This window comes from Streptomyces sp. A012304 (assembly GCF_026008495.1).
Lineage (GTDB): Bacteria > Actinomycetota > Actinomycetes > Streptomycetales > Streptomycetaceae > Streptomyces.
On sequence record NZ_BQUN01000188.1, the window covers coordinates 141480 to 166731 of the forward strand.

General features: G+C 72.7%; 23 protein-coding genes and 1 pseudogene. 17 read left to right on the forward strand and 7 right to left on the reverse strand.

Features of this window, described 5'->3' with window-relative positions; all coding sequences use genetic code 11:
- Positions 1–56 precede the first annotated feature (56 nt).
- The gene (locus ALMP_RS38635) at positions 57–1877 is read left to right on the forward strand and encodes a phosphoenolpyruvate carboxykinase (GTP) (protein WP_264936652.1); all 1821 of its coding nucleotides are present in this window, start codon (positions 57–59) and stop codon (positions 1875–1877) included.
- Positions 1878–2269: 392 nt separating this feature from the next.
- Here the strand turns inward: ALMP_RS38635 and ALMP_RS38640 are convergent, their stop codons facing one another.
- Together ALMP_RS38640 and ALMP_RS38645 are read right to left on the reverse strand one after the other, a co-directional pair.
- Positions 2270–2689, reverse strand: coding sequence for a hypothetical protein (locus ALMP_RS38640; protein ID WP_264936653.1), 420 nt, complete (start codon positions 2687–2689; stop codon positions 2270–2272).
- Positions 2690–2782: 93 nt separating this feature from the next.
- A complete protein-coding gene (locus ALMP_RS38645; protein WP_264936654.1) occupies positions 2783–3994 on the reverse strand; it encodes a pyridoxal phosphate-dependent aminotransferase in 1212 nt (403 codons plus the stop codon).
- Positions 3995–4119: 125 nt separating this feature from the next.
- On the opposite strand from ALMP_RS38645, the gene ALMP_RS38650 reads away from it, so the two are divergent.
- A complete protein-coding gene (locus ALMP_RS38650; protein ID WP_264936655.1) occupies positions 4120–4749 on the forward strand; it encodes a hypothetical protein in 630 nt (209 codons plus the stop codon).
- Positions 4750–4888: 139 nt separating this feature from the next.
- On the forward strand, positions 4889–5773 hold the full coding sequence (locus tag ALMP_RS38655) for a serine protease (protein WP_264936656.1): 885 nt from the start codon (positions 4889–4891) through the stop codon (positions 5771–5773).
- Positions 5774–5777: 4 nt separating this feature from the next.
- Here ALMP_RS38655 and ALMP_RS38660 read toward each other — a convergent pair whose 3' ends face one another.
- Complete coding sequence (locus ALMP_RS38660; RefSeq protein WP_264936657.1) at positions 5778–7385, reverse strand: amidohydrolase family protein; 1608 nt, start codon at positions 7383–7385, stop codon at positions 5778–5780.
- Positions 7386–7394: 9 nt separating this feature from the next.
- Positions 7395–8720: an amino acid deaminase gene (locus ALMP_RS38665; RefSeq protein WP_264936658.1), complete on the reverse strand. Its 1326-nt coding sequence runs from the start codon at positions 8718–8720 to the stop codon at positions 7395–7397.
- 274 nt (positions 8721–8994) lie between these two features.
- Between ALMP_RS38665 and ALMP_RS38670 the strand changes: the two are divergent.
- The 4 genes and pseudogenes from ALMP_RS38670 to ALMP_RS38685 form a co-directional block, all read left to right on the forward strand.
- Positions 8995–9273 (forward strand): annotated as a pseudogene (locus tag ALMP_RS38670) (PfkB family carbohydrate kinase); the annotation flags it as partial.
- Positions 9270–10031, forward strand: coding sequence for an IclR family transcriptional regulator (locus tag ALMP_RS38675; RefSeq protein ID WP_264936659.1), 762 nt, complete (start codon positions 9270–9272; stop codon positions 10029–10031). The pseudogene ALMP_RS38670 and the gene ALMP_RS38675, both read left to right, overlap by 4 nt.
- Positions 10028–10438 (forward strand): RidA family protein, encoded by a 411-nt coding sequence (locus ALMP_RS38680; RefSeq protein ID WP_264936660.1) that lies wholly within the window; start codon positions 10028–10030, stop codon positions 10436–10438. Before ALMP_RS38675 ends, ALMP_RS38680 begins: the two co-directional genes overlap by 4 nt.
- An 83-nt stretch (positions 10439–10521) precedes the next feature.
- Positions 10522–11073: a hypothetical protein gene (locus ALMP_RS38685; protein WP_264936661.1), complete on the forward strand. Its 552-nt coding sequence runs from the start codon at positions 10522–10524 to the stop codon at positions 11071–11073.
- Between the two features lie 24 nt (positions 11074–11097).
- Here the strand turns inward: ALMP_RS38685 and ALMP_RS38690 are convergent, their stop codons facing one another.
- Complete coding sequence (locus tag ALMP_RS38690; protein WP_264936662.1) at positions 11098–12453, reverse strand: M14 family metallopeptidase; 1356 nt, start codon at positions 12451–12453, stop codon at positions 11098–11100.
- Between the two features lie 378 nt (positions 12454–12831).
- On the opposite strand from ALMP_RS38690, the gene ALMP_RS38695 reads away from it, so the two are divergent.
- From ALMP_RS38695 to ALMP_RS38710, 4 genes are all read left to right on the forward strand, one after another.
- Complete coding sequence (locus ALMP_RS38695; protein ID WP_264936663.1) at positions 12832–15735, forward strand: LuxR C-terminal-related transcriptional regulator; 2904 nt, start codon at positions 12832–12834, stop codon at positions 15733–15735.
- 94 nt (positions 15736–15829) lie between these two features.
- Positions 15830–16738: an MEDS domain-containing protein gene (locus ALMP_RS38700; protein ID WP_264936664.1), complete on the forward strand. Its 909-nt coding sequence runs from the start codon at positions 15830–15832 to the stop codon at positions 16736–16738.
- A 154-nt stretch (positions 16739–16892) separates the two neighbouring features.
- Positions 16893–17366, forward strand: a complete 474-nt coding sequence (locus ALMP_RS38705; RefSeq protein ID WP_264936665.1) for an ATP-binding protein — start codon at positions 16893–16895, stop codon at positions 17364–17366.
- A gap of 163 nt (positions 17367–17529) precedes the next feature.
- Positions 17530–18855 (forward strand): Nramp family divalent metal transporter, encoded by a 1326-nt coding sequence (locus ALMP_RS38710; RefSeq protein ID WP_264936666.1) that lies wholly within the window; start codon positions 17530–17532, stop codon positions 18853–18855.
- 84 nt (positions 18856–18939) lie between these two features.
- Here the strand turns inward: ALMP_RS38710 and ALMP_RS38715 are convergent, their stop codons facing one another.
- Both ALMP_RS38715 and ALMP_RS38720 read right to left on the reverse strand, forming a co-directional pair.
- Positions 18940–20226, reverse strand: a complete 1287-nt coding sequence (locus ALMP_RS38715) for a hypothetical protein (protein WP_264936667.1) — start codon at positions 20224–20226, stop codon at positions 18940–18942.
- Between the two features lie 67 nt (positions 20227–20293).
- Complete coding sequence (locus tag ALMP_RS38720) at positions 20294–20803, reverse strand: SigE family RNA polymerase sigma factor (RefSeq protein ID WP_264936668.1); 510 nt, start codon at positions 20801–20803, stop codon at positions 20294–20296.
- 152 nt (positions 20804–20955) lie between these two features.
- Here ALMP_RS38720 and ALMP_RS38725 point away from each other — a divergent pair, with 152 nt between their 5' ends.
- From ALMP_RS38725 to ALMP_RS38750, 6 genes are all read left to right on the forward strand, one after another.
- A complete protein-coding gene (locus ALMP_RS38725; RefSeq protein ID WP_264936669.1) occupies positions 20956–21384 on the forward strand; it encodes a hypothetical protein in 429 nt (142 codons plus the stop codon).
- Between the two features lie 212 nt (positions 21385–21596).
- Positions 21597–22460 carry a hypothetical protein gene (locus ALMP_RS38730; RefSeq protein WP_264936670.1) on the forward strand — a complete coding sequence of 288 codons (864 nt, stop codon included), beginning with the start codon at positions 21597–21599 and terminating at the stop codon, positions 22458–22460.
- Positions 22461–22522: 62 nt separating this feature from the next.
- Positions 22523–23230, forward strand: a complete 708-nt coding sequence (gene cpaB, locus ALMP_RS38735) for a Flp pilus assembly protein CpaB (protein WP_264936671.1) — start codon at positions 22523–22525, stop codon at positions 23228–23230.
- A 12-nt stretch (positions 23231–23242) separates the two neighbouring features.
- Complete coding sequence (locus ALMP_RS38740) at positions 23243–24502, forward strand: AAA family ATPase (RefSeq protein ID WP_264936672.1); 1260 nt, start codon at positions 23243–23245, stop codon at positions 24500–24502.
- Between the two features lie 5 nt (positions 24503–24507).
- Entirely contained in the window at positions 24508–24900 is a 393-nt protein-coding gene (locus ALMP_RS38745; RefSeq protein WP_264936673.1) for a pilus assembly protein, read from the forward strand.
- A gap of 1 nt (position 24901) precedes the next feature.
- The gene (locus tag ALMP_RS38750) at positions 24902–25252 is read left to right on the forward strand and encodes a TadE/TadG family type IV pilus assembly protein (RefSeq protein WP_264936674.1); all 351 of its coding nucleotides are present in this window, start codon (positions 24902–24904) and stop codon (positions 25250–25252) included.

Sequence of the window (25252 nt, forward strand, 5' to 3'; positions counted from 1 at the left end):
CGGGTCGTGGCCCCCACGGGGCATACAAGGACAAAAACCCTCACCTAGGAGCGATCGTGGCGCGCGACATCGCAGCTCCCGTCATCCCCACCCAGCACCAGGAACTGATCTCGTGGGTCGACGAGATCGCCGAACTGACCCAGCCGGACAACGTGGTCTGGTGTGACGGATCCGAAGCCGAGTACCAGCGGCTCTGCGAGGAGCTGGTCGAGAAGGGCACCTTCCGAAAACTCGACCCGATCAAGCGCCCCCACTCCTACTACGCGGCCTCGGACCCGACGGACGTCGCCCGCGTCGAGGACCGCACCTTCATCTGCTCCGAGAAGGAGGAGGACGCGGGCCCCACGAACCACTGGAAGGCCCCCGCGGAGATGCGGGAGATCTTCTCCGGCGAGAAGGGCCTCTTCCGGGGCTCGATGCGCGGACGGACGATGTACGTGGTGCCGTTCTGCATGGGCCCTCTGGGCTCGGACCTCTCCGCGATCGGCGTCGAGATCACCGACTCCGCCTACGTCGCGGTGTCCATGCGCACCATGACCCGTATGGGCCGTCCCGTCCTGGACGAGCTGGGCTCCGACGGCTTCTTCGTCAAGGCCGTCCACACGCTGGGCGCCCCGCTGGAGCCGGGCCAGGAGGACGTCCCCTGGCCCTGCAACCAGACCAAGTACATCTCGCACTTCCCCGAGACCCGCGAGATCTGGTCGTACGGCTCCGGCTACGGCGGCAACGCGCTGCTCGGCAAGAAGTGCTACGCCCTGCGGATCGCCTCCGTCATGGCCCGGGACGAGGGCTGGCTGGCCGAGCACATGCTGATCCTGAAGCTGACCCCGCCGCAGGGCGAGTCCAAGTACGTCGCCGCCGCCTTCCCCTCCGCCTGCGGCAAGACCAACCTCGCCATGCTGGAGCCGACGATCTCCGGCTGGACGGTCGAGACGATCGGTGACGACATCGCCTGGATGCGTTTCGGCGAGGACGGCCGGCTGTACGCGATCAACCCGGAGGCCGGCTTCTTCGGTGTCGCGCCCGGCACGGGCGAGCACACCAACGCCAACGCGATGAAGACGCTGTGGGGCAACGCGGTCTTCACCAACGTCGCGCTGACCGACGACAACGACATCTGGTGGGAGGGCATGACCCAGGAGGCACCCGCCCACCTCACCGACTGGAAGGGCAACGACTGGACGCCCGCGTCGCAGACCCCGGCGGCCCACCCCAACGCCCGCTTCACCGTCCCGGCCGCGCAGTGCCCGATCATCGCGCCCGAGTGGGAGGACCCCAAGGGCGTGCCGATCTCGGCGATCCTCTTCGGCGGCCGCCGGGCCACGGCCGTCCCGCTGGTGACGGAGTCCTTCGACTGGAACCACGGCGTCTTCCTCGGCGCCAACGTGGCCTCCGAGAAGACCGCCGCCGCCGAGGGCAAGGTCGGTGAGCTGCGCCGCGACCCCTTCGCGATGCTGCCGTTCTGCGGCTACAACATGGGCGACTACATGGCCCACTGGATCGACGTGGCCAAGGGCAAGGACCAGTCCAAGCTGCCGAAGATCTACTACGTCAACTGGTTCCGCAAGAACGACGAGGGCACGTTCGTCTGGCCCGGCTTCGGTGAGAACAGCCGCGTCCTGAAGTGGATCGTGGAGCGCCTGGACGGCAAGGCGGAGGGCGTCGAGACCCCGATCGGCGTGCTGCCGACGAAGGACGCCCTCGACACCGACGGCCTGGAGCTGTCCGGCTCCGACCTGGAGTTCCTGCTGACGGTCGACAAGGAGGTGTGGCGCGAGGAGGCCGCCCTGGTCCCCGAGCACCTCAACACCTTCGGTGACCACACGCCCAAGGAGCTGTGGGACGAGTACCACGCACTGGTGCAGCGCCTGGGCTGAGCCCACCCCGAACGCCGCGGCCGGTTACCGAATGTGCCCTGACCAGCAACATCGTCACGGCCGGCCGCGGTGACAGCACCAAGACCGGCGAGGCTCCGCCCGACGACGTGCGGAGCCCGGGCCCGCCCCGCGCCACCCCGTCCGCCCCGACGGGGAACCGCAGGGCGGGCCTTCGCCTGTCCGCCCACGGCGCGCCGGCATCAGCTCACGCCGTCCCCGGTCCTGCCGTGGCGACGGAAGTCGCCGCTTTCCAGCAGCGTAGATGGAGGAGCCCTTACGGGTGTGACGGCTCCGGCACGGCTCGGAGCGCAAGCAGGCAGTGCGTGGCGCCCGGTCCGCGCGTCGCTGCGGGTGCGCGCGGACCGGGGCCGTTCGGGGGACCCCGGGAGGGGTCAGCCGGCGGTGGCCAGTTCCTGTGCGGCCAGCGCGGCGGTGTGCGCGTCCATGCGCTGCGCCGCGAGGATCGCCGCCGTCGTGTCCGCGCGGGACGCCGCGACGACCAGCGCGCGGCCCGCGAGGGCGTGCGCCCGCCGGTGCAGATCCGCACGGTGCGACTCGTCGACGGCCGGGGTCGCGCGGACCGGCGCCCGCCCTCCCCGCAGCCGGGCCACCTGCTGCGCGAGCCGGTCGGCCGCGGTGTCCAGGTCGGCGGAGGGGGCCGAGGCACGCAGCTCGTCGGTGACGGCGAGCAGCGCCACGAGATGGCCCGCGAGCTGGATGTCCAGCTCTTCCTCGCGAGAACGGCGGGGGAACGTGGAGGGGGTGCCGGCCATCGTGCTGTGCACCGACTTGGTGCGGATGGGCTCGTACATGAGGATGGCCTCCTGTGCTCTGGCAGGAAGCCATCCTAGCTTGGATTTCGTCTAAAGTTGAGCTGATCGCAAAATTCGGGGCTGTCCGTGGAATCAGGGCTGTCCGTAGCCGTCCAGGAAGCGCCCGATCCGGCCCACCGCGTCCCGCAGGTCCGTCACGGTGGGAAGCGTCACCACCCGGAAGTGATCCGGTTCCGGCCAGTTGAAGCCGGTGCCCTGCACGACCATGATCTTCTCCTGGCGCAGCAGGTCCAGGACCATCCGCCGGTCGTCCTTGATCTTGAAGACGTTCGGATCCAGCCGCGGGAAGAGGTACAGCGCCCCCTTCGGCTTCACACAGGTCACGCCGGGGATCTGGGTCAGCAGCTCGTACGCCACGTCCCGCTGCTCACGCAGCCGCCCGCCCGGCAGCACCAGGTCGTTGATGGTCTGCCGCCCGCTCAGCGCGGCGACCACCCCGTGCTGACCCGGCATGTTCGCGCACAGGCGCATGTTCGCCAGTATCGTCAGGCCCTCGATGTAGGAGTCGGCGTGTGCGCGCGGGCCCGAGATCGACATCCAGCCGACCCGGTAGCCGGCCACCCGGTACGCCTTCGACATGCCGTTGAAGGTGAGGGTCAGCAGGTCCGGGGCGACCGAGGCGGTCGGGGTGTGCTGCGTGCCGTCGTAGAGGATCTTGTCGTAGATCTCGTCCGAGCAGACCAGCAGGTTGTGGCGGCGGGCGATGTCGGTCAGGCCCCGCACCATCGCCTCGTCGTACACCGCGCCCGTCGGGTTGTTCGGGTTGATGATGACGATCGCCTTGGTGCGGTCGGTGACCTTGCGCTCGACGTCCGCGAGGTCCGGCATCCAGTCGGACTGCTCGTCGCAGCGGTAGTGGACGGCCGTGCCGCCGGACAGGGACACCGCGGCCGTCCACAGGGGGTAGTCCGGCGCCGGGACGAGGACCTCGTCGCCGTCGTCCAGCAGGCCCTGCATCGCCATGACGATCAGCTCGGAGACGCCGTTGCCGATGAAGACGTGCTCGACGTCGGTCTCGATGCCCAGGGTCTGGTTGTGCATGACGACCGCCCGGCGTGCGGCGAGCAGGCCCTTGGCGTCGCCGTAGCCGTGCGCCGAGGAGACGTTGCGGAGGATGTCCTCCAGGATCTCCGGCGGGCAGTCGAAGCCGAAGGCGGCCGGATTACCGGTGTTCAGCTTGAGGATGCGGTGGCCTGCCGCTTCCAGGCGCATCGCCTCCTCGAGAACCGGGCCCCGGATCTCGTAACAGACGTTGGCGAGCTTGGTCGACTGGATCACCTGCATGCCAGGGAGCTTACGGGGCGGTAACGCTCCGCGGGGCGTGTTTTCCGCCACGCGAGACGGGATGTTTGTCCCGGTATCACCCTCCGCTGTCCCAGCGGCCCCACCGGTATCTACAATCCGCGGCCATGTCCAAGCCAGGTGAGAGCGGGATACCCCCGGTGCCGCCGAACGTGTACCTCCCGAACGCGGCGGACGCGCCGGCGTACGAGGAGTACGTCGACCCGGCCGTCGCGCACGGCTGGCAGAACGCGTACGACGAGACGACCGAGCTGCCGCGGATCGCGCGGGCGTACGACCCGGGCGGGCCCGGCGGGCGGGCGGAGCGGCGGCGCGCCGCCCGCCGTCCCCGCCGGGTGGTCTTCGCCGTCGGCGCGACGGGTGCGGTGGCCGTGGCCGCGGTGGTCGCGGGGGTGGCCTTCTCCGGGCCGTCCGGGAAGACCGGCCCGCAGGGGACGCCGACGGGCGTGCGGTCGGCGCCCGTGGAGCCGGCCGGGCCCGCCGAGGGGGCGTCCGCGTCGGCGACTGGGCCCGGGACCGGGAACGCGGGCGCGGGTGCGACGCGGAGGGCGTCCGCCGGGGCGGGGACGGCGACCCCGTCGACCGGTGCCGGCGCGTCCTCGGAGCCCACGAGCCCGTCGTCGGCCGGGGCGACGCCGAGCTCCCCGTCCGCCGCCGCGACCTCCGACTCCGCCGTGGACTCCGACAAGGGCAACGGGAAGGGGCGTGGCCCCGGTGCGACCAAAGGACCGCGGTGACCGCTGGCGGCGGTGACCGGGGTGGCGGCTGAAAAGCGACCCTTGTTCTCTCCCCTCGCTGCACTAACAATGCGCATGACAAATCAGTGGGACGGCCGGACGATCTCCGGTCGTCCTGTCGTAAGAGGGGACCCCCCACATGAGAAAGCCTCTCGTCGCCGCGCTCTTCGCCCTGGCGATCGCCGGAGCCGGCGCGGCGCCCGCGGTCGCGGCGCCCACGGCCTCGGCTCCCGTGACCGCGGAGCGGACCGGCGCGACGGCGGCGACCAAGGCGGACGCGCCCACGCTCCGGGCCGTCACCCTCGCCGGCACCGTGGCGCTCAGCAACTGCTCGGGCTCCGTCGTGCGCTTCCCCAACTCCCTGGACAGCGACCCCGCGCTGGTGCTCACCAACGGCCACTGCCTGGAGAGCGGCTTCCCGCAGCCCGGCGAGGTCATCGTCAACCGGGCCTCCAGCCGCACCTTCGGCCTGCTGAACTCCGCCGGCACCCGGGTCGCGACGCTGCGCGCCAGCAAGATCGCCTACGCGACGATGACCGACACGGACGCCGCGATCTACCAGCTCACCACCACGTACGCGACCATCCGCAACTCCTACGGCATCAGCGCGCTCACCGTCCAGGACACGCACCCCACCGCCGGCACCGCGATCACCGTCGCCTCCGGCTACTGGAAGCGGCTGTACAACTGCAACATCGACGGCTTCGTGTACCGCATGGAGGAGGGCGACTGGACCTGGAAGGACTCGGTCCGTTACACCTCCGCCTGCAACACCATCGGCGGCACCTCGGGCTCGCCCGTCGTCGACCAGGCCACCGGCAAGGTCGTCGCCGTCAACAACACCGGCAACGAGGACGGCGAGTCCTGCACCGTGAACAACCCCTGCGAGATCGACGCGAGCGGCAACGTCACCGTCCGCCAGGGCATCAACTACGCCCAGCAGACCTACCAGTTCCCCGCCTGCTTCACGACCCGCAACCAGCTGAACCTCAGCGCCGCCGGGTGCGTCCTGCCCAAGCCGTAAGGGCTCAGGGCCTCCCGCGCACCGCCCGGCCCGCCAGGACGTCCGTCCGCCGCCCGTCCTCGATCACGAACCGGCCGTCGACCAGGACGTACGGGATGCCGGTGGGCGGTGTGCGCGGGGCGGCGTAGGTGGAGCCCGCCGCGACCGTGCGCGGGTCGAAGAGGACCAGGTCGGCCCGGTGGCCCTCGCGGACCAGCCCGCGGTCCGGCAGACGCAGCCGGGCCGCCGGGCGCCCCGTGAGGTGGGCGACGCACTCCTCCAGCGACAGCACCCCCAGCTCCCGCACATACCGGCCGAGGTAGTGCGGGAAGGTGCCGTAGGCGCGCGGGTGGGGCTTGGCGCCCTGGAGGACGCCGTCCGAGCCGCCGGTGTGGACGCGGTGGCGCATGATCGCGCGGACGTTCTCCTCATGGCCCACGTGCTGGAGGATCGTCGGCGCCAGCCGGTCCGCGAGGAGCAGCCGGCGGGCCGTCGTCCAGGGGGTCTCGCCGCGCGAGCGCGCCGCCTGGGCGACCGTCAGACCGACGTACTCGCTCAGGGACGGGTCGCCCACGCCCGAGATCTCGATCGTGTCCCACTCGACGGGCACCCCGTGGCAGCCGTCCGAGCCGGTCACCTCCAGGTGGTGGCGGACGCGCTCGGCGGTCCCGTCGTCGGCGAGGCGGCGCAGGACCTCCGCCGGGCCGCCCTCGCCGGCCCAGCTCGGCAGCAGCGCGACCAGAGTCGTGCACCCGGGGGTGTAGGGGTAGGTGTCGAGGGTGATGTCGGCGCCGGCGGCGAGGGCGTCGTCCAGCAGGGCGAGCAGCTCCGGCGCCCGGCCCTCGTTGACGCCGAAGTTCATGGTGGCGTGGGCCAGATGCAGGGCGCAGCCCGCCTCGCGGGTCACTGCCACCATCTCCGCGTAGGCCTCCAGCGCGCCGGCGCCGTAGGAGCGGTGGTGGGGGCAGTAGTAGCCGCCGTGCTCCGCCACCACCCGGCACAGCGCGGTGAGTTCGGCGTCCGGGGCGTACATGCCGGGGGTGTAGGTGAGCCCGGACGACATGCCGACGGCTCCCTGTGCCATGCCCTCCGCGACCGACTGCCGCATCCGGTCCAGCTCTTCGGGGGTGGCCTCGCGGTCCTCCCAGCCGACGACGAGCGCGCGGACCGTCCCCTGCGGGATCAGGTACGCGGCGTTGACCGCGACACCCCGGTCGAGCCGGTCCAGGTACTCGCCGACCGACCGCCAGTCGAAGTCGACGTCGTCGCCCGTGCCGTTCCATCCGGCGATCGCCCGGCGCACCTCGTCGAGCGTGCGGTCGTCGACCGGCGCGTACGACAGGCCGTCCTGGCCGAGGACTTCGAGGGTCACGCCCTGCGCGGCCTTCGCGCTGTGGTCGGGATCGCGCAGCAGGGCGAGATCGCTGTGCGCGTGCATGTCGATGAAACCGGGCGACAGCACGAGCCCCTCGGCGTCCAGCTCCCGCCTCGCCCTGGGGCGTTGGCAGCCCGCCGCGGCGGCCTCCTGGACGATCTGCGTGATCCGGCCGCCGTCGACCACCACATCCGCGCGGTACGACGGCCCGCCGCTGCCGTCGACGACATCCGCGTCCCGGACGACCAGCTCCTCCACGACCGCCTCCTAGAAGAACGTGCGGATGTAGTCGACGACCGTGCCGTCCGCCTCGGCCAGCGGGATCAGCGGCCACTTGTCGAAGGACGTGCAGGGGTGCGACAGGCCCAGACCCACCCAGTCGCCGACCTCCAGGTCCGCCTCGGGCCCGGTCCGCAGCCAGGCGTGCTGGTCGGACAGGGCGGTGACCGAGACACCGGTCGCCGGGCGTTCCGTGCCGCCCCGGCGGATCACCTGGGCGAACGGCAGGTCGAGGTCGTGGGCCGCGTCCCGCTTGCCCGCGTTGACGAACGCCTGCTCCGGCGACGGACGGGAGACCACCTGCGCCCACAGCCGGAACGCCGGCTCCAGCGCGCCCTCCTCGGGGACCCGGTTGAACGGGGTCAGCCTGCGGTAGTGGCCGTCGTCGTGCGAGACGTACGCGCCCGAGCGCAGCAGCTTCAGGACGGGGCGGGAGAGGTCGGGGATCCCGGCGAAGACGTCGGCGACCGCGTCGAACCAGGCGCTGCCGCCCGCGCTGACGACGATCTCCTCGATCTCCCCGGTCTCCCCGGTCGCCCCGCTCGCCCCGGTCTTCGCGAACCGGCCCGCCGCGTCGAAGTCGACGGCCAGCGCCACCAGCCGCCGCAGCCAGGCGTCCACTCGCTCCGGGGTCGCCTGCGGGACCTCGCCCTCGTAGCCCGCCACGCCCACCAGCCGCAGGGTGTCCACGGCCGCCACAGCGTCCGCGACCGCAGCGCATTCCTCCTCGGTGCGCACCCCGGTGCGGGCGCCCTCGCCGGCGGCCAGCTCGACCACCACCTCCAGCGGACGGGCCGCCCCGCGCAGGGCCGCGTCCATCAGCTCCACCCCGCGCACCGAGTCGACGTAACAGATCAGGCGGAAGGCGGGGTCGGCGGCCAGCTCGGCGGCGATCCGGCGCAGCGCCGCCGGATCGACCAGCTCGTTGGCGAGGAAGATCCGCCGGAACCCGAACGCCCGCGCCACCCACACCTGATGCGGCACGGCCAGGGTGATGCCCCACGCGCCGTGCTCGATCTGCCGCTGGAAGAGCCGCGGCGCCATGGAGGTCTTGCCGTGCGGGGCGAAGGCGAGGCCGTGCCGGGCCGCGTACGTCTCCATGAGTCTCAGGTTGTGCTCCAGCCGCTCGGCGGACAGGGCGAGCACGGGGGTCGCGAAGCCGTCGGTGAAGAGATTGCGGCGCTGGGCGGCCAGCTCACCGACGGTGAGGCCGTCGGCGTCCGGCGGGAGGCCCTTGAAACGGTGGTCGACGCGTTCCTCGGCGAGTCGGGCGAGCGCTTCCGTCCCGCTGACGGTGACCGCATCCCGAGCCATACGAGCCTCCTGACGTGAGGGGTTGCATCATCTGCAACACTCATTGCGTATGTCGCTTACCGCTGTCTAACATTTCCGCCGACGCGGGGTCAACGAAGGCCGCCGACCCCCGCACCAGCCTGGGAGCTACGACGATCGTGACCGCCACCGGACCCCGCGACGCCCCCGATGTCGTGGATGTCGTCGCGCTCGGCGGGTCCATGGTCGCCTTCCTGCCCTCCCGGCCCGCCACGGGCGCCCACCGCCCGCCACGGCACCGGGTGTCTTCGAATCCGCGCCCCGGGTCACCGTCGTCGCGGCCACCGGCGCCGGAGACGCCTTCGCCGCCGGCTTCCTCTCCGCCACCCTGCGTGGACTGCCGGCACGGCAACGACTGCGGCACGGGCACCTCATGGCCGCCGCCGCCCTCACCGTCCCCGGCGACCTCGCCGCACCTGCGGCCCGCGACGCCGACCGCCTGGCCGCCCTCGACGCACCCGCGTGGGGGAGACTTCGACTCGGCCCCGGCTGGACGCAGTCCGGTCAGGCCCCGGAGGAGGTACCCACGCCATGAGCCAGACCGTCGACCGCGCGCTGAGCATCCTGCCGCTGCTCGCCGAGGGCCCCGCCGACCTCGGCCAGGTCGCCGACCGCCTCGGCGTGCACAAGTCCACCGCCCTGCGCCTCCTGCGCACCCTGCACGAGCACGGCCTGGTCTACCGCCAGTCCGACCAGCGCTACCGCCTGGGCGCCCGGCTCTTCGCCCTCGCCCAGGAGGCGATGGAGAACCTCGACGTCCGCGAGATCGCCCACCCCCACCTCGTACGCCTCAACGAGCGGTGCGGGCACACCGTCCACCTCGCCGTGTACGAGGAGAACGAGGTGCTCTACATCGACAAGGTGGAGAGCCGCTACCCGGTACGGATGTACTCCCGGATCGGCAAGCCCGTCGCGATCACCGTCGCCGCCGTCGCCAAGCTGCTCCTCGCCGACCTGCCCGAGGCCGAGCGCCGCGCCGTCGCCGAGAAGCTCGACTACCCCTTGTACACGGCCCGTTCCACTCCCGACGCCACCGCTTTCCTGCGGGAGTTGGACAAGGTCGGAGAACAGGGCTGGGCCACCGACCTCGGTGGCCACGAGGAGTCCGTCAACTGCGTCGCGGCCCCCATCCGCGGCGCCGACGGCCGGGTCGTCGCCGCGATGTCGGTGTCCGCGCCCAATGTCGTCGTCACCGCCGAGGAACTCCTCACCCTGCTCCCGCAGGTGCGCCGCACGGCGGACGCGATCAGCGGCGAGTACTCCGGAAGGACGCCAGTGAAGGACCACACATGACGGACAAGATCGCGCTCACCCCTACGACCCACACCGCCCCGCCCGCGAAGTTCTCGCACGGCGTCAGGAAGGGCGACATCCTCCAGGTCGCCGGCCAGGTCGGCTTCCTGCCCGCCGAGGAGGGCAAGCCCCCCACGCCCGCCGGCCCCACCCTGCGCGAGCAGACCCTCCAGACCCTGGCCAACGTCAAGGCGATCCTCCAGGAGGGCGGCGCCACCTGGGACGACGTCCTGATGATCCGCGTCTATCTGACCGACGTGGACCACTTCGCCGAGATGAACGACATCTACGACACCTACTTCGAGGAGCAGGGCCTCACCCAGCCGCCCGCCGCCCGCACCACGGTTTACGTCGGCCTCCCCGCCGGGCTCCTCATCGAGATCGACGCGCTCGCCGTCCTCGGCTGACGCCCTCCTGCCGTGTAGGCGTCTGATAACGAAGTTGGGGGCTGGCTGTGTGCGGCACAGGATCGTCGACCATACTGCCCGCTGTGGAGCAGCGCATAGGTTCGAGCAGCCAGCCCCTGGAGGGCGCCGGATTCGACCCGGCATTCATCCCCGGGCTCACCTCGCCCGTGACCGCGGAACCGGAGGACGCGAAGGCCAAGGACCCGAAGGCGAAGGGTGCGAAGGCGGAGGACGACGAGGCGGTCGTGGCGGAGGACACCGGCTCCGGTGCCGAACCGGCCGACGCCGCCGCGGAGTCCTCGGAGTCCGAGGAGCCGGAGGAGCCCGCGGAGTCCGAGGAGACCCCCGACGGCCCCGTCTTCGAGGCCGCCGACCGCCGGGCGCGGATCGTCGCCGACGCGCGGGGCGTCCGCCTCCGCCTCGACGAGGAGGAGTGCGAGTTCCGCTGGGACGAGATCGGCGCGATCGAGACGGAGGCCCCGCGCTTCGGCAAGCGGTTCACCGTCACGGTGCACACCCCTGACCGCCGCTGGTACCCGATCGAGATCGAGGCGACGGCCAGGGCGCGCTTCAAGGAGTGGGACGAGCAGCTGGACGCGGTGCTCGACGCCTACTTCGAAGAGGACGCCGACTGACCGACTGCTCCGGCGCGGGCACCGCTAACCGCAGTACTGGGCTTGCTTGCCGATCGACCGGTACATGCAGTCCGCGTTCTCCAGCAGCTGGAGCACCGCGTCCCGGTTCCGTGCGGTCTCCCGCTCGATGACCTCGTCGGGCGGGTAGAACCCGCCGCCGCCCGCGGAGCCCGGGTACATCTCGAAGGTGTACCCGAAGATCTTGTGGGTGCCCCACAGGTAGTCGTCGATCGACCCGTCGGTGACGTACAGGTCGCTCGACTGCTCGGGTGTGTACCCGTTGCTCGCGGCCATCGACCGGCCCACCGTCGCGAAGGCGTTGCGGTCGTCCGCCGTCATCCCGGTGGTGGTGTCGGCGGTGGTGTACCCGAAGGGCCACAGCACCAGCTCGCTGTACGTGTGGAAGTCGATGCCGGCCTTGATCTGCTGGACACCGCCCACGACGCGGCTGCGCACGAAGTTGGCGACCACCTTCACCTCGGGCGCCGACTCGGCCGCCGTCCCCCGGTAGGTCTCGGAGGACGTCGAACCCGAGGAGCCGCCGCAGCAGCCCCACCGGTAGGCCCAGTTGCGGTTGAGGTCCGTACCGACGTACGAGGAACCGGAGTTGGGCTGGCGGTTCTTGCGCCACGAGCGGTAGGAGCCGGTGGCGACGTCGTACTCGCCGCCGTCCGGGTTGATGTCCGGGATGATCCAGATCTCCCGGTTGTTGACCATGTTGGTGATCCGGGAGTCGCTGCCGTAGCCGGCGCCCAGCTCGCGGATCAGGTACAGGGCCATTTCCACGGTGAGGTGCTCACGGGCGTGCTGGTGATGGGTGAACAGCACCTCGGGCTCGGCCTCGTCCGTGCCGACGTTGTCGCTGATCTTGATGGCGACGATGTCCCGGCCCTGGTACGACTTGCCGATCACCCGCTTGCTGATGATGCCCGGGTGGGCCGCGACCCGCTGGTCGATCTCCGCGGTCATCTCGGCGAAGTTGTGGTACCGGGAGTCGGCGGACGGGAAGTCGAACAGCCGCACCTCGCCCTCGGCCGTGCGGTCCGGCGCGGCACCCACCGGCGCGACCTCGTAGCCCTGCGCGCGCAGCTTCTTGACCTGGTCCGCGCGGCCGGAGACGACGACGGTCTCCTCGTCGGCCTCGTCGACGCTCACCCCGGACGCGGCGATCGCGGTGCGCATCTGGGGGGTGCTGTGGTGGATGTGGATCTCGTACTGGCGGATGTCGTCCGCCGAGGGTGCCGCCTTCGGGGCGCTGCCGGCCATCGCGTCGGTGGTGGTGGCCGAGAGCGGTGCGGCCAGGGCGAGGGCCACGAGGGCGGCGAGGGCCGCGGTGCGTCGGCCGCTGCGGGCGCCTGAGCCGCGTATGCGGAGTCGCATGAACTCTCCTTGTGTCTCCGGGAGTCCGGGGTGGCCGGACGTGTGGGGGAGTGGAGCGGGGGGTGGTTCGACGTGCGACGTGCGGGTGCGGGTGCGACCTGCGGGTGCGGGTGTGCTGTGCGGGGTGCCGCTCATCGTCGACCTGTGTCATGGCCAGGTCAAGACCGAACAAAGCGTCGGGATGGCTGGATTCGAGCGGAACGGGACGGCCCGAGCGGGACGCCGTCCCCGACGGCCGCGCAGTGTACGCATGCTGGGCTGCGTGAACGCGGCCCTAGGTGAAATACACCCGTGAGTGTGAGCCCGACGTGCATATACGTGCGGCCGGGGGAAGTATGGGGGTCCGCGTAACGAGACACCCCAGAGGACTGGCTGATCATGGGCGGATCAGCGCCACATCGGGACTGCCACCTGCCGGTGGAGACGACCAGCTTCGTCGACCGGCGCAGCGAACTGGCCGAAGGGCGCGAACTGTTGGTCAGGGCCCGGCTGGTCACCCTGACCGGACCCGGCGGGGTCGGCAAGACCCGGCTGGCCGGCCGGATCGCGGCCCGCGTCGCCCGCGCCTTTCCCGACGGCGTCCGGTTCGCGCACCTCTCCGGTCTTAGCGACCCGGCCCTCGTCCCGCTCGCCGTCGCCACCGCCCTCGGCCTGTACGACTACTCCGACCGGCCCGCGCTGGACGCGCTCGTGGAACGCGTACGGGACCGCAGGCTCCTCCTCGTACTCGACAACTGCGAACATCTGCCGGCGGCCTGCGCCGGCCTCGCCGCCGCCCTGCTGCACGGCACCACCGGCGTCCGGGTCCTCGCCACCAGCCGCCACCGGCTCGGCCTCACCGAGGAACACCTCCTGGACGTACGGCCGTTGCCCGTCCCCGACCCGGACGGTGACCTCTCCGCCGCCGACGGCTACCCGGCCCTCGCCCTCTTCGCGGACCGGGCCGCCGCCGTCGTCCCCGGCTTCCGGCTCACCGCCGCGAACCGGGCGTCCGTCGCCCGCCTGTGCCGACGCCTCGACGGCCTGCCCCTCGCCATCGAACTGGCCGCCGTCCGTATGCGCGTCCTCGACGTCGACCAGCTCCTGCGCCGCCTCGACGACCGCTACCACCTCCTGACCACCGGCAGCCCCACGGTCGCCCCCCGCCACCAGACGCTGCGCGCGGCGATCGACTGGAGCCACGAACTCTGCGACGAGGTGGAGCAGTTGGTCTGGGCCCGCCTCTCGGTACTCCCGGGCAGCTTCGACCTGGAGACGGCCGAGGCGGTGTGCGGTGCCAGGGAGACGGCACCGGGGGCGGGAGACGGGGCGCGCGGCGTCACGGGCGCCGGCCGGGGCGCGCCGGGGGCGGCATCCGAGGTGGCGGAGGCGGGGGGTGCGGCGGTGACGGCTGCCCGCGGAACCTCGGAAGTGGCAGCCGGGGCGGAGGATGCGGGGCGCGGGGCGCCGGGGGCGGGGTGCGGGGCGGCGGAGGTGGTTTCTGAGGCGGTGGCGACCGTCCGCCGCGGGCCGGAGGTGGTTTCCGGGGCGGTGGAGACCGTCTGCCGAGCGCCGGGGGCGGTCTGCGAGGTGCCGCAGGCAGGGGGCAGTGCGGCGGAGGCGGGCTCCGGGCCCCCGGAGGCGGGGGATGGCGTGGGGGAGCGTGAGGCGGGGCGGGGGGCCGGGGACGGTGCGCGGCCGCTGGCCGCGCACACCGTGCTCGAAGCCGTCACCGGGCTCGTCGACAAGTCGGTGCTGTGCCGGGAGACCGACCCCGCCGGCGGTGTCCGGTTCCGTTTCCTGGACACGCTGCGGGACTACGGGCTGGAGCGTCTGCGCCGGCTCCCCGGGGAGCAGCACGCCGCACGCACCCGGCTGCGGGACTGGATGCAGCAGCGGGCCACCGCCTGTGAACGCGACTGGTTCGGCCCCGACCAACCCGCCATCGTCGAGCGCCTCCGCGCCGACCTGGACAACCTCCGCGCCGCCCTCGACTTCAGCCTCACCACCCCCGGCGAGTCCCGCGCCGCCCTGCGTCTGGCCGGCACCCTGTGGTTCCACTGGCACGCCTGCGGCGCGCCCCGCGAGGGCCGCTACTGGCTCGACCGCGCCCTGGCCGCCAACCCCGAGCCCACCCCCGAACGCGCCCGCGCCCTGTGGATCGCCGGCCTGCTCGCCGGCTGCCCCGAGGACCTCACCCGGGGCCTGCGCCGCGCCGAACAGGCCCGCGACCTCGCCCACCGCCTCGGCGACGCGGCGGAGGCGGCGCACGCCGAGTACGCCATCGGTGTCGTCCGGCTCTTCAGCGACGACCTCACCGGCGCCCTGGACCACTTCCGGGCCGGCGTCGCACGCGGCCCCGTCCCCGGTCAGCACCTCAGCATCGTCGGCCTCGTCCGCGTCGAACTCGCCTGCGTCCTCAGCCTCCTGGGCCACGCCGACGAGGCCATCGCGGTCTGCGAGGATACCCGCGTACTCTGCGCCGACCACGGTGAACAGTGGGTCCTGTCGTACGTGGAGCGGATGCTGGCCCTCGCGCACACCGTGAAGGGCGACTGGCCGCGGGCGGAGCGGCACGGCAGACAGGCACTGCGCCTCGAACTCCGGGTGCACGACGTCCTCGGCATGGGCCTCACCCTCGACCTGCTCGCCCGGATCGCCGCCGCGCGCGGCGCCCACGAGCGCGCGGCCGTCCTGCTCGGCGGAGCCGACCGCGCCTGGGCGGACGTCGACAGCGGCCGCTGGGGCTCGGCAATCCTCGTCGCCACCCGCCGCGACAGCGAGGAATGCGCCCGCCTGGCCCTGGGCCGCACCGCCTACCGCCGCGCCTACGAACGCGGCGCCGCCCTCGCCCTCGTGGACCTCGTCCACCACGCCCTGGACGACGACGCCCCGGCCGGAAGCCGTACGCCCGCCCCGCCCCGCGTCGTCCCCGTCCCCGCCACGACCAGGGCCCGGGCGGACAGGCCCGGCAGTGCGGACGGTCCGGGCAGGGCGGACGGCGGCACCCGCGGCCGCCCACCCCGCTCCCGTGGGCCCGTGCGCGGCACCGCGCCGTCCCCGCACGCACCCCCGCCGCCCGCCGCGCCCCGCGACCCCGCCGCCCCGCCGGACGGCGTCCGGCTCACCCGCCGGGAGGCCCAGGTGGCCGAACTCGTCGCCGAGGGGCTCGCCAACCAGCAGATCGCCGACCGTCTGGTGATCGCCCGCCGCACGGCCGAGGGCCACGTGGAACGCATCCTCAGCAAGCTCGGCTTCAGCAACCGCAGCCAGATCGCCGCCTGGGTGGCGGCCCAGCGGTGACTTCCGGTCACACCGGACCCGCTCGCCCCAGCACACCCGCACCGGACCCGCACGACCATCACCCGCCCACCGCTCGCACACAGATGGGGGACCGATGACCACCCAGCCCGCCCCGGTCCAGGGGGCGTTCGACCACCGTATGGCCGTCTCCGACACGGACGACGCCTTCCTGGCCGCCGCCCTTCCCTTCCTCGCCGAGGGCCTGGCCGCCCCGGACGAACCCCCGCCCCTGGCCATCGCCGCCCCCGCCAAACTGGACCTGCTGCGTGACGCCCTCGGCGCCGACGCCGACCGGATCGGCCTCGTCGCGCACACCGACTGGTACACCGGCTCCGCCGCCAACGCCGTCGCCCGGGCCGCCGGCCACCTCGCCGAACAGGCCGGCCCCGGCGGCCGCGTCCACCTCCTCATGGAACCGGTGTGGAACGGCCGGGCCGGCCGCTCACCGCGCGAGAGCGCCGAATGGATCCGCTACGAGGCCCTCGCCAACCTTCTCTTCGCCCCGACGGCCACCACCGCCCTGTGCGTCTACGACACCCGCACCGCCGGCGCCGCCCTCGTCGCCGCCGCGCGCCGCGCCCACCCGGACACCGAGGTGTACGAGGACCCGGTACTGCTGGCCGCCGAGCTGGACGCCGTCCCGCTGCCGGCGCCCCCCAGCCACGCGCGAGCCCTCACCCGGCCCGCGCGGGGCGCCGTACGGGACTGGGCGGCCGGGCAGGGTCTGGGCGCCGCCGACGCGGAGCTGTTCGCCACGGCCGTCGGCGAGGCCGCCTCCCTCGGCCCGGTCACCGGCGCCCTGCTGTGGGGCGAGGCCCCCGGCTGCGTCTGCGAACTGACCCTCGCCCGCCGGATCGCCGACCCGCTGGCCGGCTTCATCCCCCCGCCCACCCCCGACCTGAGCCCCGGCCAGGGTCTCTGGTTCGCCCGCCAGGTGTGCGCGTACGTCGACATCCGCCCCGCCGGACCCGGTACGACCGCCGTGCGTCTCCAGTACGGGTGACACCCGTATCTCCGTAGGGGTGACACCCATGTCTCCGTACGGGTGACACCCGCGTACCCGTACCTCCCCCGTCCGCGTCCCGTACGTCACAACAGGTACGGAATCAGGTAGTCCTCCCCGTGTACGGGCGGTACGGGGAGGCCATCCTGAGATCATGCTGCGACTCTCCGGGGGGCGCCTTTCGGGCCCCGAACCTCCGTACGGTGCCTGTCTGCAACCGCCCCTGGGTGCGGGGAACGCGAGCGCCGAGTACGCTCCCCGGCCGACCGCCGTCCGCGAGGCACGCGCGGAGGTACGTCGGCAACTGGAGAAATGGGGGCTGGCGGAGCGGGACGACCTGGTCGACACGGCCGTACTGCTCGTCAGCGAGCTCGCCACCAACGCCCTGCTGCACTCCGCGAGCCGTTTCCGGCTCACGCTGGCCGCCGCGCACGGCGTCCTGCGCTGTGAGGTGTCCGACACCGGCCGCCGCACGCCGCGGGTGCTGGAGGCGGGTGGCGCGGAGAGCGGCCGGGGGATGTTCCTGGTGGAGGCGCTGGCCCGGCGCTGGGGCTGCCATCAGGACGGACCGGGCAAGACCGTGTGGTTCGAGCTCGGCACGTGCGGGTGCGACGGCTGCGGTCGGTGACAGCCGGCGCGCTAGTACGACACCGGATGTCCGGCGGGGCTTCGGCACCGGGGTGTGCGGCGGGGCGAGCACACCGGGTCTCCGGCCCGGGGCTTGAGCACATCGGGTGGAGATCGCGCACACCCCCTTGCCCGACCGGCCCCTTTGGGCTTTCTTGACCTCCATGGCGGACACCACGGGAAACCCCACGGACACCGAGGCACCATCCCGCACCGACAACCCCCCTCCCCGCAAGTCCAGTTGGAAGTACATCGGCCCCGGCATCGTCGTCGCGGCGACCGGTGTCGGCGCAGGCGACCTGGTCGCCACCCTCATCGCCGGCAGCAACTTCGGTTACACCCTGCTGTGGGCGGCGATCGTCGGCTGCCTGGTGAAGATCTCCCTCGCGGAGGCGGCCGGCCGCTGGCACCTGTCCACCGGCCGCACCCTGTTCGACGGCTGGGCGAGCCTGGGCCGCTGGACGACGTACTTCTTCGTCGTCTACGTCGTCGTCTGGGGCTTCGTCTACGGCGCGGCGGCGATGTCGTCCAGCGCGCTGCCGTTGCAGGCGCTCTTCCCCGACGTGATGGACCTCAAGTGGTGGGGCGTCGCCTGCGGGCTGGTGGGCCTGGTGTTCGTCTGGTTCAACAAGTACGAGGTCTTCGAGAAGGTCATGACGGTCCTGGTGGGCGTCATGTTCGTGGTCACCGTCTACCTCGCGATCCGCGTCACCCCCAACCTCGCGGACGCCTTCGCGGGCCTGCTGCCCGTCCTGCCCGACGAGAAGGACTCGATCCTCAACACCCTCGGTCTCATCGGCGGCGTCGGCGGCACCATCACCCTCGCCGCCTACGGGTACTGGGTCAACGCCAAGGGCTGGACCAACACCGGCTGGATGAAGGTCATGCGCCTCGACAACCGGGTCGCGTACGCCACGACCGGCATCTTCGTCATCGCGATGCTCTTCGTCGGCGCCGAGCTGCTGCACTCCGCGAACGTGGCGATCGCGAGCGGCGACAAGGGCCTGGTCCAGCTCGGCGACATCCTGGAGGCGGAGTACGGCGCGGCGACCGCCAAGTTCTTCCTCATCGGCTTCTTCGCCACCTCCTTCACCTCCCTGATCGGCGTCTGGCACGGCGTGAGCCTGATGTTCGCGGACTTCGTCGCGCGCTACCGCAACCGCGGGGGCACCACCGGCGACGAGGTGGCCTCCGGCGCGCGCGAGCGCTCCTGGCCGTTCCGCGCCTACCTGCTGTGGCTGACCTTCCCGCCGATCGTCCTGCTCTTCCAGGGCCAGCCCTTCCGCCTGGTCATCCTCTACGGCGTCCTGGGCGCCGCCTTCCTGCCGTTCCTCGCGGCGACCCTGATCTGGCTGCTGAACTCGTCCCGCACCCCGAGGGAGTGGCGCAACGGGTGGGTCAGCAACGGGATGCTCGCGCTGGCGGGCCTGCTGTTCCTGGCGCTGGCCGTGAAGCAGATCTGGGACCAGCCGTGGTCGGAGTTCTTCTGAGGTCCCCGAGCCCTGCTCGGACCCGGTGCACGGCCGGCGCCCCGCCCCCCGACGGGGCGCCGGCCACCGGGCCGGCGACGGCCGTCAGAACATCGCCGACCACTTCGGGCTGAGCGCGATCTCCCGCAACTGGGCGATGGTGAGCGCCGGTTCCGGCCGGGTGGCCGCCCTCTCCTGGCTGCCGGAGTTGAAGGCGCTGACGACGACCCGCTCGCCGCCCTGACGCATCGTGTCGACGGTCCACATGACCACGCCCTGGCCGCCCTTCTCGCCCGGACCCTGCCGTGTGGCCACCCGCGTGCCGTCGGGGAGCGTCTCGGAGCCGGAGCCGTAGAGCTGGCCGGCGACGTCGGACATGTCCGGCTGGACATTGATCTGGACGTAGCTCTCGCCCTTGCCGTCGTCCACGACGACATACGCGAACTCCGTGTCCTGCCCGCCCCGCGCGACCACCTCCAGCCCCTTGGGCAGCAGCCCGGCCAGGGTCTGCTGGATCGCCTTGCCGGAGGGCGCCGGGGGCGGACCGGCGTCGCTCGCCGCGGGCGCGGGCTTGCCGGCCCGCTCGGGGATGGCGTCGATGACGGCACGCCACTGCGGGGCCGAGGCCAGCTTCTTCAACTGGGCGGGACTCAGCGGCGGTTCCGGCCTGCTGACCGGCTGTCCCTTCTGCGCGGGGGAGTTCCACTCCTGCACCGACACCCGCTGCCCGGCCGAGGTGACCAGCTCCGCGCCCCACGACTTGGTGTCCGTACGGCGGTCGGGGTACTCGTACCCCTGGTAGACGGTGAGGACGGACCCGTCGGGCAGCTTCTCGGTACGGCAGCTGTCGAACGCGGACTGTGCGCCGGGCACCGCGTCCGGGCACCGCATGGCCGCACCGGCCGGATCGAAGCCGCCGTCGCCCGTCTCGGCGCCCGACAGGACCCGGTCCAGGCCCACCGAGACGGCCGCCGCGCCCTTGCCGTCGTCGTACACCACCAGCGCGCTCGGCGGCAGCTCCTCGTGGCTGCCCCGCCCCTGCCGGCCGCTGACCCTGCCTTTCGGGAGGAGCTTCTCGAGCGTCCTGATCACGTCGTCGGCGGAGTAGGAGGCCGGGGCGGCGGTGCGGCTCGCGGCGACCGACGCGGTCTGCGACGGCCCCTGCGAGCCACCGGACGACACGACCAGGGCGCCGCCCACCCCCACCAGGGCGAGCCCCGCCGCACCGCCCACGAACGCGGCCCGCCGCAGCCGCAGCCGCCGTCCCCGCGCCTGCCCGGCGGCGGCGAGCGCGGCGCGGTTGGTGTCGAAGGTGCCGCCGGCCTGGCGCAGGGCGGCGGAGAGACGGTCCTCGAAGGGGTCGGCGTCGTGTTCCAAGGGCTCAATGGGCATGGCGAACCACCGTTTCGCGGGGTTGGAGTGAAGGGAGAAGTCGTGGGGCCGGCGCGGCCGGCGCGGCTCAGGGTCTGGCGTACTCGCCGATGTCCTCGCCGAGCAGCTCCCGCAGCCGTCCCAGGGCCCGCACACAGCGGGTCCGTACGGCGGCGGAGCTGGCGTTCAGCACACCGGCGGTCTCCTCGACCGAACGGTCCTCCCAGTACCGCAGGACGAGGACCGCCCGGTCCTTGGCCGGCAGCCGGGCCAGGGCCTGTATCAGCGTGAGCCGCAGCGGGACGTCGGCGCCGGTGCCGTCGGCCCGCTCCGGGACCACGTCCACGGCCTGCTCACGGCTGCTGCGCCGCCGTTGATGGGCGAGGAACGTGCGGGTGAGGACGGTCTGCGCGTACCCCGCCGGGTTGTCGGCGCGCGCCACGCGGCCCCAGCGCAGGTACAGCCTGCCGAGGGTCTCCTGGACCAGGTCCTCGGCGAGATGCGTGTCCCCGGCGGTGAGCAGGCACGCCGACCGGTACAACTGCCCCGCGCGTGCCGCCGCGAAATGCGCGTACTCGTCCGCGCGGGCCTGCCTCATGTGCTTCCCCCAGCCGATGGGTCCGAGTCTCCGACGTCCTGTGGACCGTCCTCACCTCATTGATGGGGCGGGGCGGGGGAAATGTTTCACCGGCGACCGAAAGAATGTGCAAAGCCGCGCGCGCCCGCGCCAGACGAGGATCGGACCACCGCATGACACACCAGCCGCCCATGCCACCCCCGTCCCCGGGTTTCGGGCCGCCCCCGCCCCAGTACGCCGCCCCCGGCCCGCTGCCGGGACCAGCCCCCGTCCCCGGTCCCGTCCCCGGCGCCGTCCCCGTTCCCGCACCGGCCCCGGGCCCCGAGTTCCTGGCGGTCGACAAGAACAACGCGGTCGTCGTCGACGCGTCCGGTGTCGCCTTCGAGATGTACGGCATCACGATCGACCTCCCCTGGCCGGAGATCCGCAGCGTCCACTACAAGGCGGGCCCCAACGGCAGGACCCTCATGGTCGCCGTGGTCCACCTGGACGGCCGGGTCTACGAGTGCGTTGTCGGCGCCAAGCCGCGGGACGTCCTGCCGACGTGGTTCGCGCAGCTGGCGTGGGTGCTGGGGCACTACCGGCCGACGGGCGGCTTCTGACCTGTCAAGGGTCCGCTTGTGGAGGGTCGGTGTGCGCAACCTGCCCCGCTTTACCATGACTTGCTCCGCAGAAGAGATGCTCCCCGGCTGGGGAAAGCGGTTCTCCGGCCACAGGGGCGTCGATACAGTGCTGAGGTAGTCACGCAATGAAGTCACCTCGGTGCGCCGGAGTAACCCCGGTGGGCCGGGCCGCGGGAATCGGGGAGCTGCGCGTGCCAACTGCCATTGCCGTGACCGGCGCCGATCTGGCGCTGCCACCGCAGGACGAGCGGACCCTGCCCGCCACCGTCCTCGACGGCCTGGACAGCCGGCCCCTGGACCAGGCCGTGGCGGACGTCCAGGCGCTGGTCGAGCAGTACGGCCACCTCGTCGTCGTGTACTCGCGGGCCGTCCCCCCGGCCGTCGAACAACGGCTGCACACGGCCCGCTCCCTCCTGGAGAGCGACCGCGTCGCCCTGTTCCGGTCCGACCTGCCCCCGCTCGGAGTCGCCGTCCTCGCCCGCCAGTTACGGCAGCTCGCCTCCTGCGACCTCAGCCCCGGCGTCCTCGCCTCCGCGGGCCGGCTGCTCACCCACTACATCCACGCCGGCGCCCTCCTCGGCTCCGTCGCCCGCCTCGACCGCGTCCCGGTGGGCCTCACGTCGCACGCCAGGTCCTGGATGCCCGGCAGTCAGTTCGGCGTCCTCGCCCACCCCCAGCCGCACTTGGTGAAGGCGAGCCCCGAGACCACCCTCCCGGGCCCGGAGTTCGGCACGTGGATGCTCGTCGCCCGAGGGCAGCTCGGCTCCGACTGGGTCACCGACACCCTCGCCCCCGCCTGGAAGACCCAGGGGCTGCGCGAGACGGAACTGCCCGCCGAGTCCGCCACCTGGTGGGGCACCGGCAAGCTCATCGAGTTCTGCGCCTACCTGCCCGACCTGTCGGTCCTCTACCAACTGGTCACCTCCGTACGGCAGAGCGTCTGCCACTGGTGCGGCATCGACGTCATCGGCGACCGCTGTGTGTTCTGCTCCGCCACCCCGCCGCCCGCCCACGACACCGCACGACCCGTCCGCGCGCTCACCGCGGGCCGCTGAATCCGCCCGAACCGCCCCGCCCGTTCCCGCTCGACCCGACCCCCAACGAGGTTGCACGGTCCATGAACTCCCGTCAGCGCCGCGGCGTGATCCTCCTGCTCCTGTCGGTGTTGTGCGCCCTCGGCGCCTTCGCCGGCGTGCTCTCCGTCATCGACGACGTGCAGTCCAAGGTCGGCCCCGAGGTCACCGCGTACGAGGTCCGCGCCGACGTGGCGCCCTACACCACCCTCAGCGCGGGCCAGTTCAAGAAGATAGAGATGCCGGAGCGCTGGCTGTCCGAGAACGCCGTCACCGACCTGGCCGCCATCCGCGGCAAGATCGCGGTGACCACCCTGAAGAAGGGCTCGCTGCTCCAGAACGACATGATCGTCGACCAGCCCGCCCTCCAGCCCGGGCAGCAGGAGGTCGCCATCATGATCGACGCGGCCACCGGCGTCGCCGGCAAGATCACCCCGGGCTCCTCGGTCAACGTCTACGCCACCTTCGAGGGCGCCAAGGAGTCCGACCCCGACCAGTCGAAGATCATCGTCACCAACGCCCGCGTCCTCGACGTCGGCGAGCTGACCGCCCTCGAACCCGACGCCGGCGAGCGCGGGCGGGAGCCCACCGACGCCGTCCCCATCACCTTCGCGCTGTCCACCCTCGACGCCCAGCGCATCACCTACGCCGAGTCCTTCGCCAAGCGCGTCCGGCTCGCGCTGGTCGCGCCCGGCACCGACACGGCGGTCCCCGAACAGGACCGCACGTACGAACTCGCCACGGACAAGTGAGAGGCCGCCGCCATGCCCACGAGGATCCTCCCGGCCGTCGGCGACCCGGACGCGGTCCGCTCCCTCACCAGCCTGCTCAGTCAGCTCCCGGACGCCGAACCGGTCACCCCGGTCACCGACTCCACCCAACTGGTCGACACCCTCGCCCGGCTGGCCGCCGAGTCGGTCGACGAACTGCCCGAGGTCGTCGTCGTCCACGAACGCGTCGGCCCCGTCCCGGCGCTGGAGCTGGTCCGTGAGGTCGCCCTGCGCTTCCCGGCGGTCGGCGTCATCCTCGTCACCACCGACGCGAGCCCCGGCCTCTTCGCCGCCGCCATGGACTCCGGCGCCCGCGGCCTGGTCACCCTGCCCCTGACCTACGACGACCTCTCCAGCCGGGTCCAGGCGGTGGCCCAGTGGTCGGCCGGGGTCCGGCGCCATCTCGGGCACGGCGGCGACGTGTTCACCGGCGCCGGCGGCACCGTCGTCACCGTCAGCGGCGCCAAGGGCGGCGTCGGCGCCACCCTGACGGCCGTCCAGCTCGCCCTCGCCGCCCAGGCGTCCGGCTGGTCCACCGCCCTGGTCGACCTGGACCTCCAGACCGGCGACATCGCCTCCTACCTGGACGTGCAGTTCCGCCGCTCGGTCGTCGACCTCGCCGCCATCACCGACATCACGCCGCGCGTCCTCGCCGAGGCCGTCTTCCGCCACGACACCGGCGTGGCCCTGCTGCTCGCCCCCGGCGACGGCGAACGCGGCGAGGAGGTCACCGACCACGCCGCCCGCCAGATCGTCGGCGCCCTGCGCTCCCGCTACGAGGTCGTCGTCATCGACTGCGGCGCCCAGCTCAGCGGCGCCGGCGCCGCCGCCGTCGAGACCGCCGACCGCGCCCTGCTCGTCACCACCCCCGACGTGGTCGCCGTCCGGGGCGCCAAACGCGCCGTCCGCATGTGGGACCGCCTCCAGATCCGCAAGGCCGAGGAGACCACGGTCGTCGTCAACCGCCACAACCGCGGTACGGAGATCCAGCCCTCGCTCATCCGGAAGATCACCGGCACGGCCGTCGCGACGACCACGATCCCCGCCCACTTCCGCGAACTCCAGGGCGCCGTCGACGCCGGCCGGGTCCATCTGCTCGACGCCAAGGGCTCGGTGCGCCAGGCCCTGTGGGCGCTCGCGGGCGAGCTGGGGCTGGCCGGGACGGAGGGCGGCGGCGAGCACGCCGCGCGCCGCGGCGGACGGGCCCGCGGCGGGGACCGCGGCCCGGCGGGCTTCCGGCGCAGGAGGGAGTGAACACGATGCGGCCTACGGCGTTACGGGCCGGCGGGGACCGCGGCCAGGTCACGATCGAGTTGCTCGGCATGACACCGCTGATCATCGCGACCCTGGTCGTGATGTGGCAGCTCGCGCTGGTGGGATACACCTTCACGCTCGCGGGGAATGCTGCCGACGAGGCGGTGCGGGCGGGGACGGCGGCGCACCGGGGGGAGCGGCAGGCAGTGTGCGAACGGGCGGGCGAGGCGAAGCTGCCGGGGGCGTGGCAGGCCGGCGCACACGTTGACTGCTCCTGGTCGGGCGGCTATGTCACGGCCTCGGTCACCCTGCGCGTACCCGTCCTCTTCCCGGGCGCGATCTCCTTCCCGTTCGACGTGAAGGGCCACGCGGGCGCGGTCGAGGAGGAGGACGACTGAGATGTCGTACCGCCGCGACCGGGGCCAGGTGGCCCTGGAATACCTGGGCTTCCTGCCCGCCCTGCTGCTCGTCGCGCTGGCCGCCGTCCAGCTCGGCCTGATCGCCTACACCGCCCAGCAGGCCGGGACCGCCGCCCGCGCCGGCGCCCGCAGTGCCTCCCTCGACGAGGACTTCGGCGCCGACTGCCGCCGCGCGGTCAGCTCCTGGCTGGCCGACGGCACCAGCTGCGCCGGCACGCGCCTGGGCGACGAGGTCCGGGTCACCTCCAGCGTCACCATCCCCTCCGTCATCCCCGGCATCGGGGACTTCGGCACGGCCCACAAGACCGCCACCATGCCGGTCGACCACTGA

Excerpts from the sequence above, each read along its gene's own strand:
- ALMP_RS38640 (WP_264936653.1), bottom strand. The coding sequence starts at position 2,689 with ATGTACGAGCCCATCCGCACCAAGTCGGTGCACAGCACGATGGCCGGC.
- ALMP_RS38645 (WP_264936654.1), bottom strand. The coding sequence starts at position 3,994 with ATGCAGGTGATCCAGTCGACCAAGCTCGCCAACGTCTGTTACGAGATC.
- ALMP_RS38650 (WP_264936655.1), top strand. The coding sequence starts at position 4,120 with ATGTCCAAGCCAGGTGAGAGCGGGATACCCCCGGTGCCGCCGAACGTG.
- ALMP_RS38655 (WP_264936656.1), top strand. The coding sequence starts at position 4,889 with ATGAGAAAGCCTCTCGTCGCCGCGCTCTTCGCCCTGGCGATCGCCGGA.
- ALMP_RS38665 (WP_264936658.1), bottom strand. The coding sequence starts at position 8,720 with ATGGCTCGGGATGCGGTCACCGTCAGCGGGACGGAAGCGCTCGCCCGA.
- ALMP_RS38675 (WP_264936659.1), top strand. The coding sequence starts at position 9,270 with ATGAGCCAGACCGTCGACCGCGCGCTGAGCATCCTGCCGCTGCTCGCC.
- ALMP_RS38680 (WP_264936660.1), top strand. The coding sequence starts at position 10,028 with ATGACGGACAAGATCGCGCTCACCCCTACGACCCACACCGCCCCGCCC.
- ALMP_RS38690 (WP_264936662.1), bottom strand. The coding sequence starts at position 12,453 with ATGCGACTCCGCATACGCGGCTCAGGCGCCCGCAGCGGCCGACGCACC.
- ALMP_RS38695 (WP_264936663.1), top strand. The coding sequence starts at position 12,832 with ATGGGCGGATCAGCGCCACATCGGGACTGCCACCTGCCGGTGGAGACG.
- ALMP_RS38700 (WP_264936664.1), top strand. The coding sequence starts at position 15,830 with ATGACCACCCAGCCCGCCCCGGTCCAGGGGGCGTTCGACCACCGTATG.
- ALMP_RS38705 (WP_264936665.1), top strand. The coding sequence starts at position 16,893 with ATGCTGCGACTCTCCGGGGGGCGCCTTTCGGGCCCCGAACCTCCGTAC.
- ALMP_RS38710 (WP_264936666.1), top strand. The coding sequence starts at position 17,530 with ATGGCGGACACCACGGGAAACCCCACGGACACCGAGGCACCATCCCGC.
- ALMP_RS38715 (WP_264936667.1), bottom strand. The coding sequence starts at position 20,226 with ATGCCCATTGAGCCCTTGGAACACGACGCCGACCCCTTCGAGGACCGT.
- ALMP_RS38720 (WP_264936668.1), bottom strand. The coding sequence starts at position 20,803 with ATGAGGCAGGCCCGCGCGGACGAGTACGCGCATTTCGCGGCGGCACGC.
- ALMP_RS38725 (WP_264936669.1), top strand. The coding sequence starts at position 20,956 with ATGACACACCAGCCGCCCATGCCACCCCCGTCCCCGGGTTTCGGGCCG.
- cpaB (WP_264936671.1), top strand. The coding sequence starts at position 22,523 with ATGAACTCCCGTCAGCGCCGCGGCGTGATCCTCCTGCTCCTGTCGGTG.
- ALMP_RS38740 (WP_264936672.1), top strand. The coding sequence starts at position 23,243 with ATGCCCACGAGGATCCTCCCGGCCGTCGGCGACCCGGACGCGGTCCGC.
- ALMP_RS38745 (WP_264936673.1), top strand. The coding sequence starts at position 24,508 with ATGCGGCCTACGGCGTTACGGGCCGGCGGGGACCGCGGCCAGGTCACG.
- ALMP_RS38750 (WP_264936674.1), top strand. The coding sequence starts at position 24,902 with ATGTCGTACCGCCGCGACCGGGGCCAGGTGGCCCTGGAATACCTGGGC.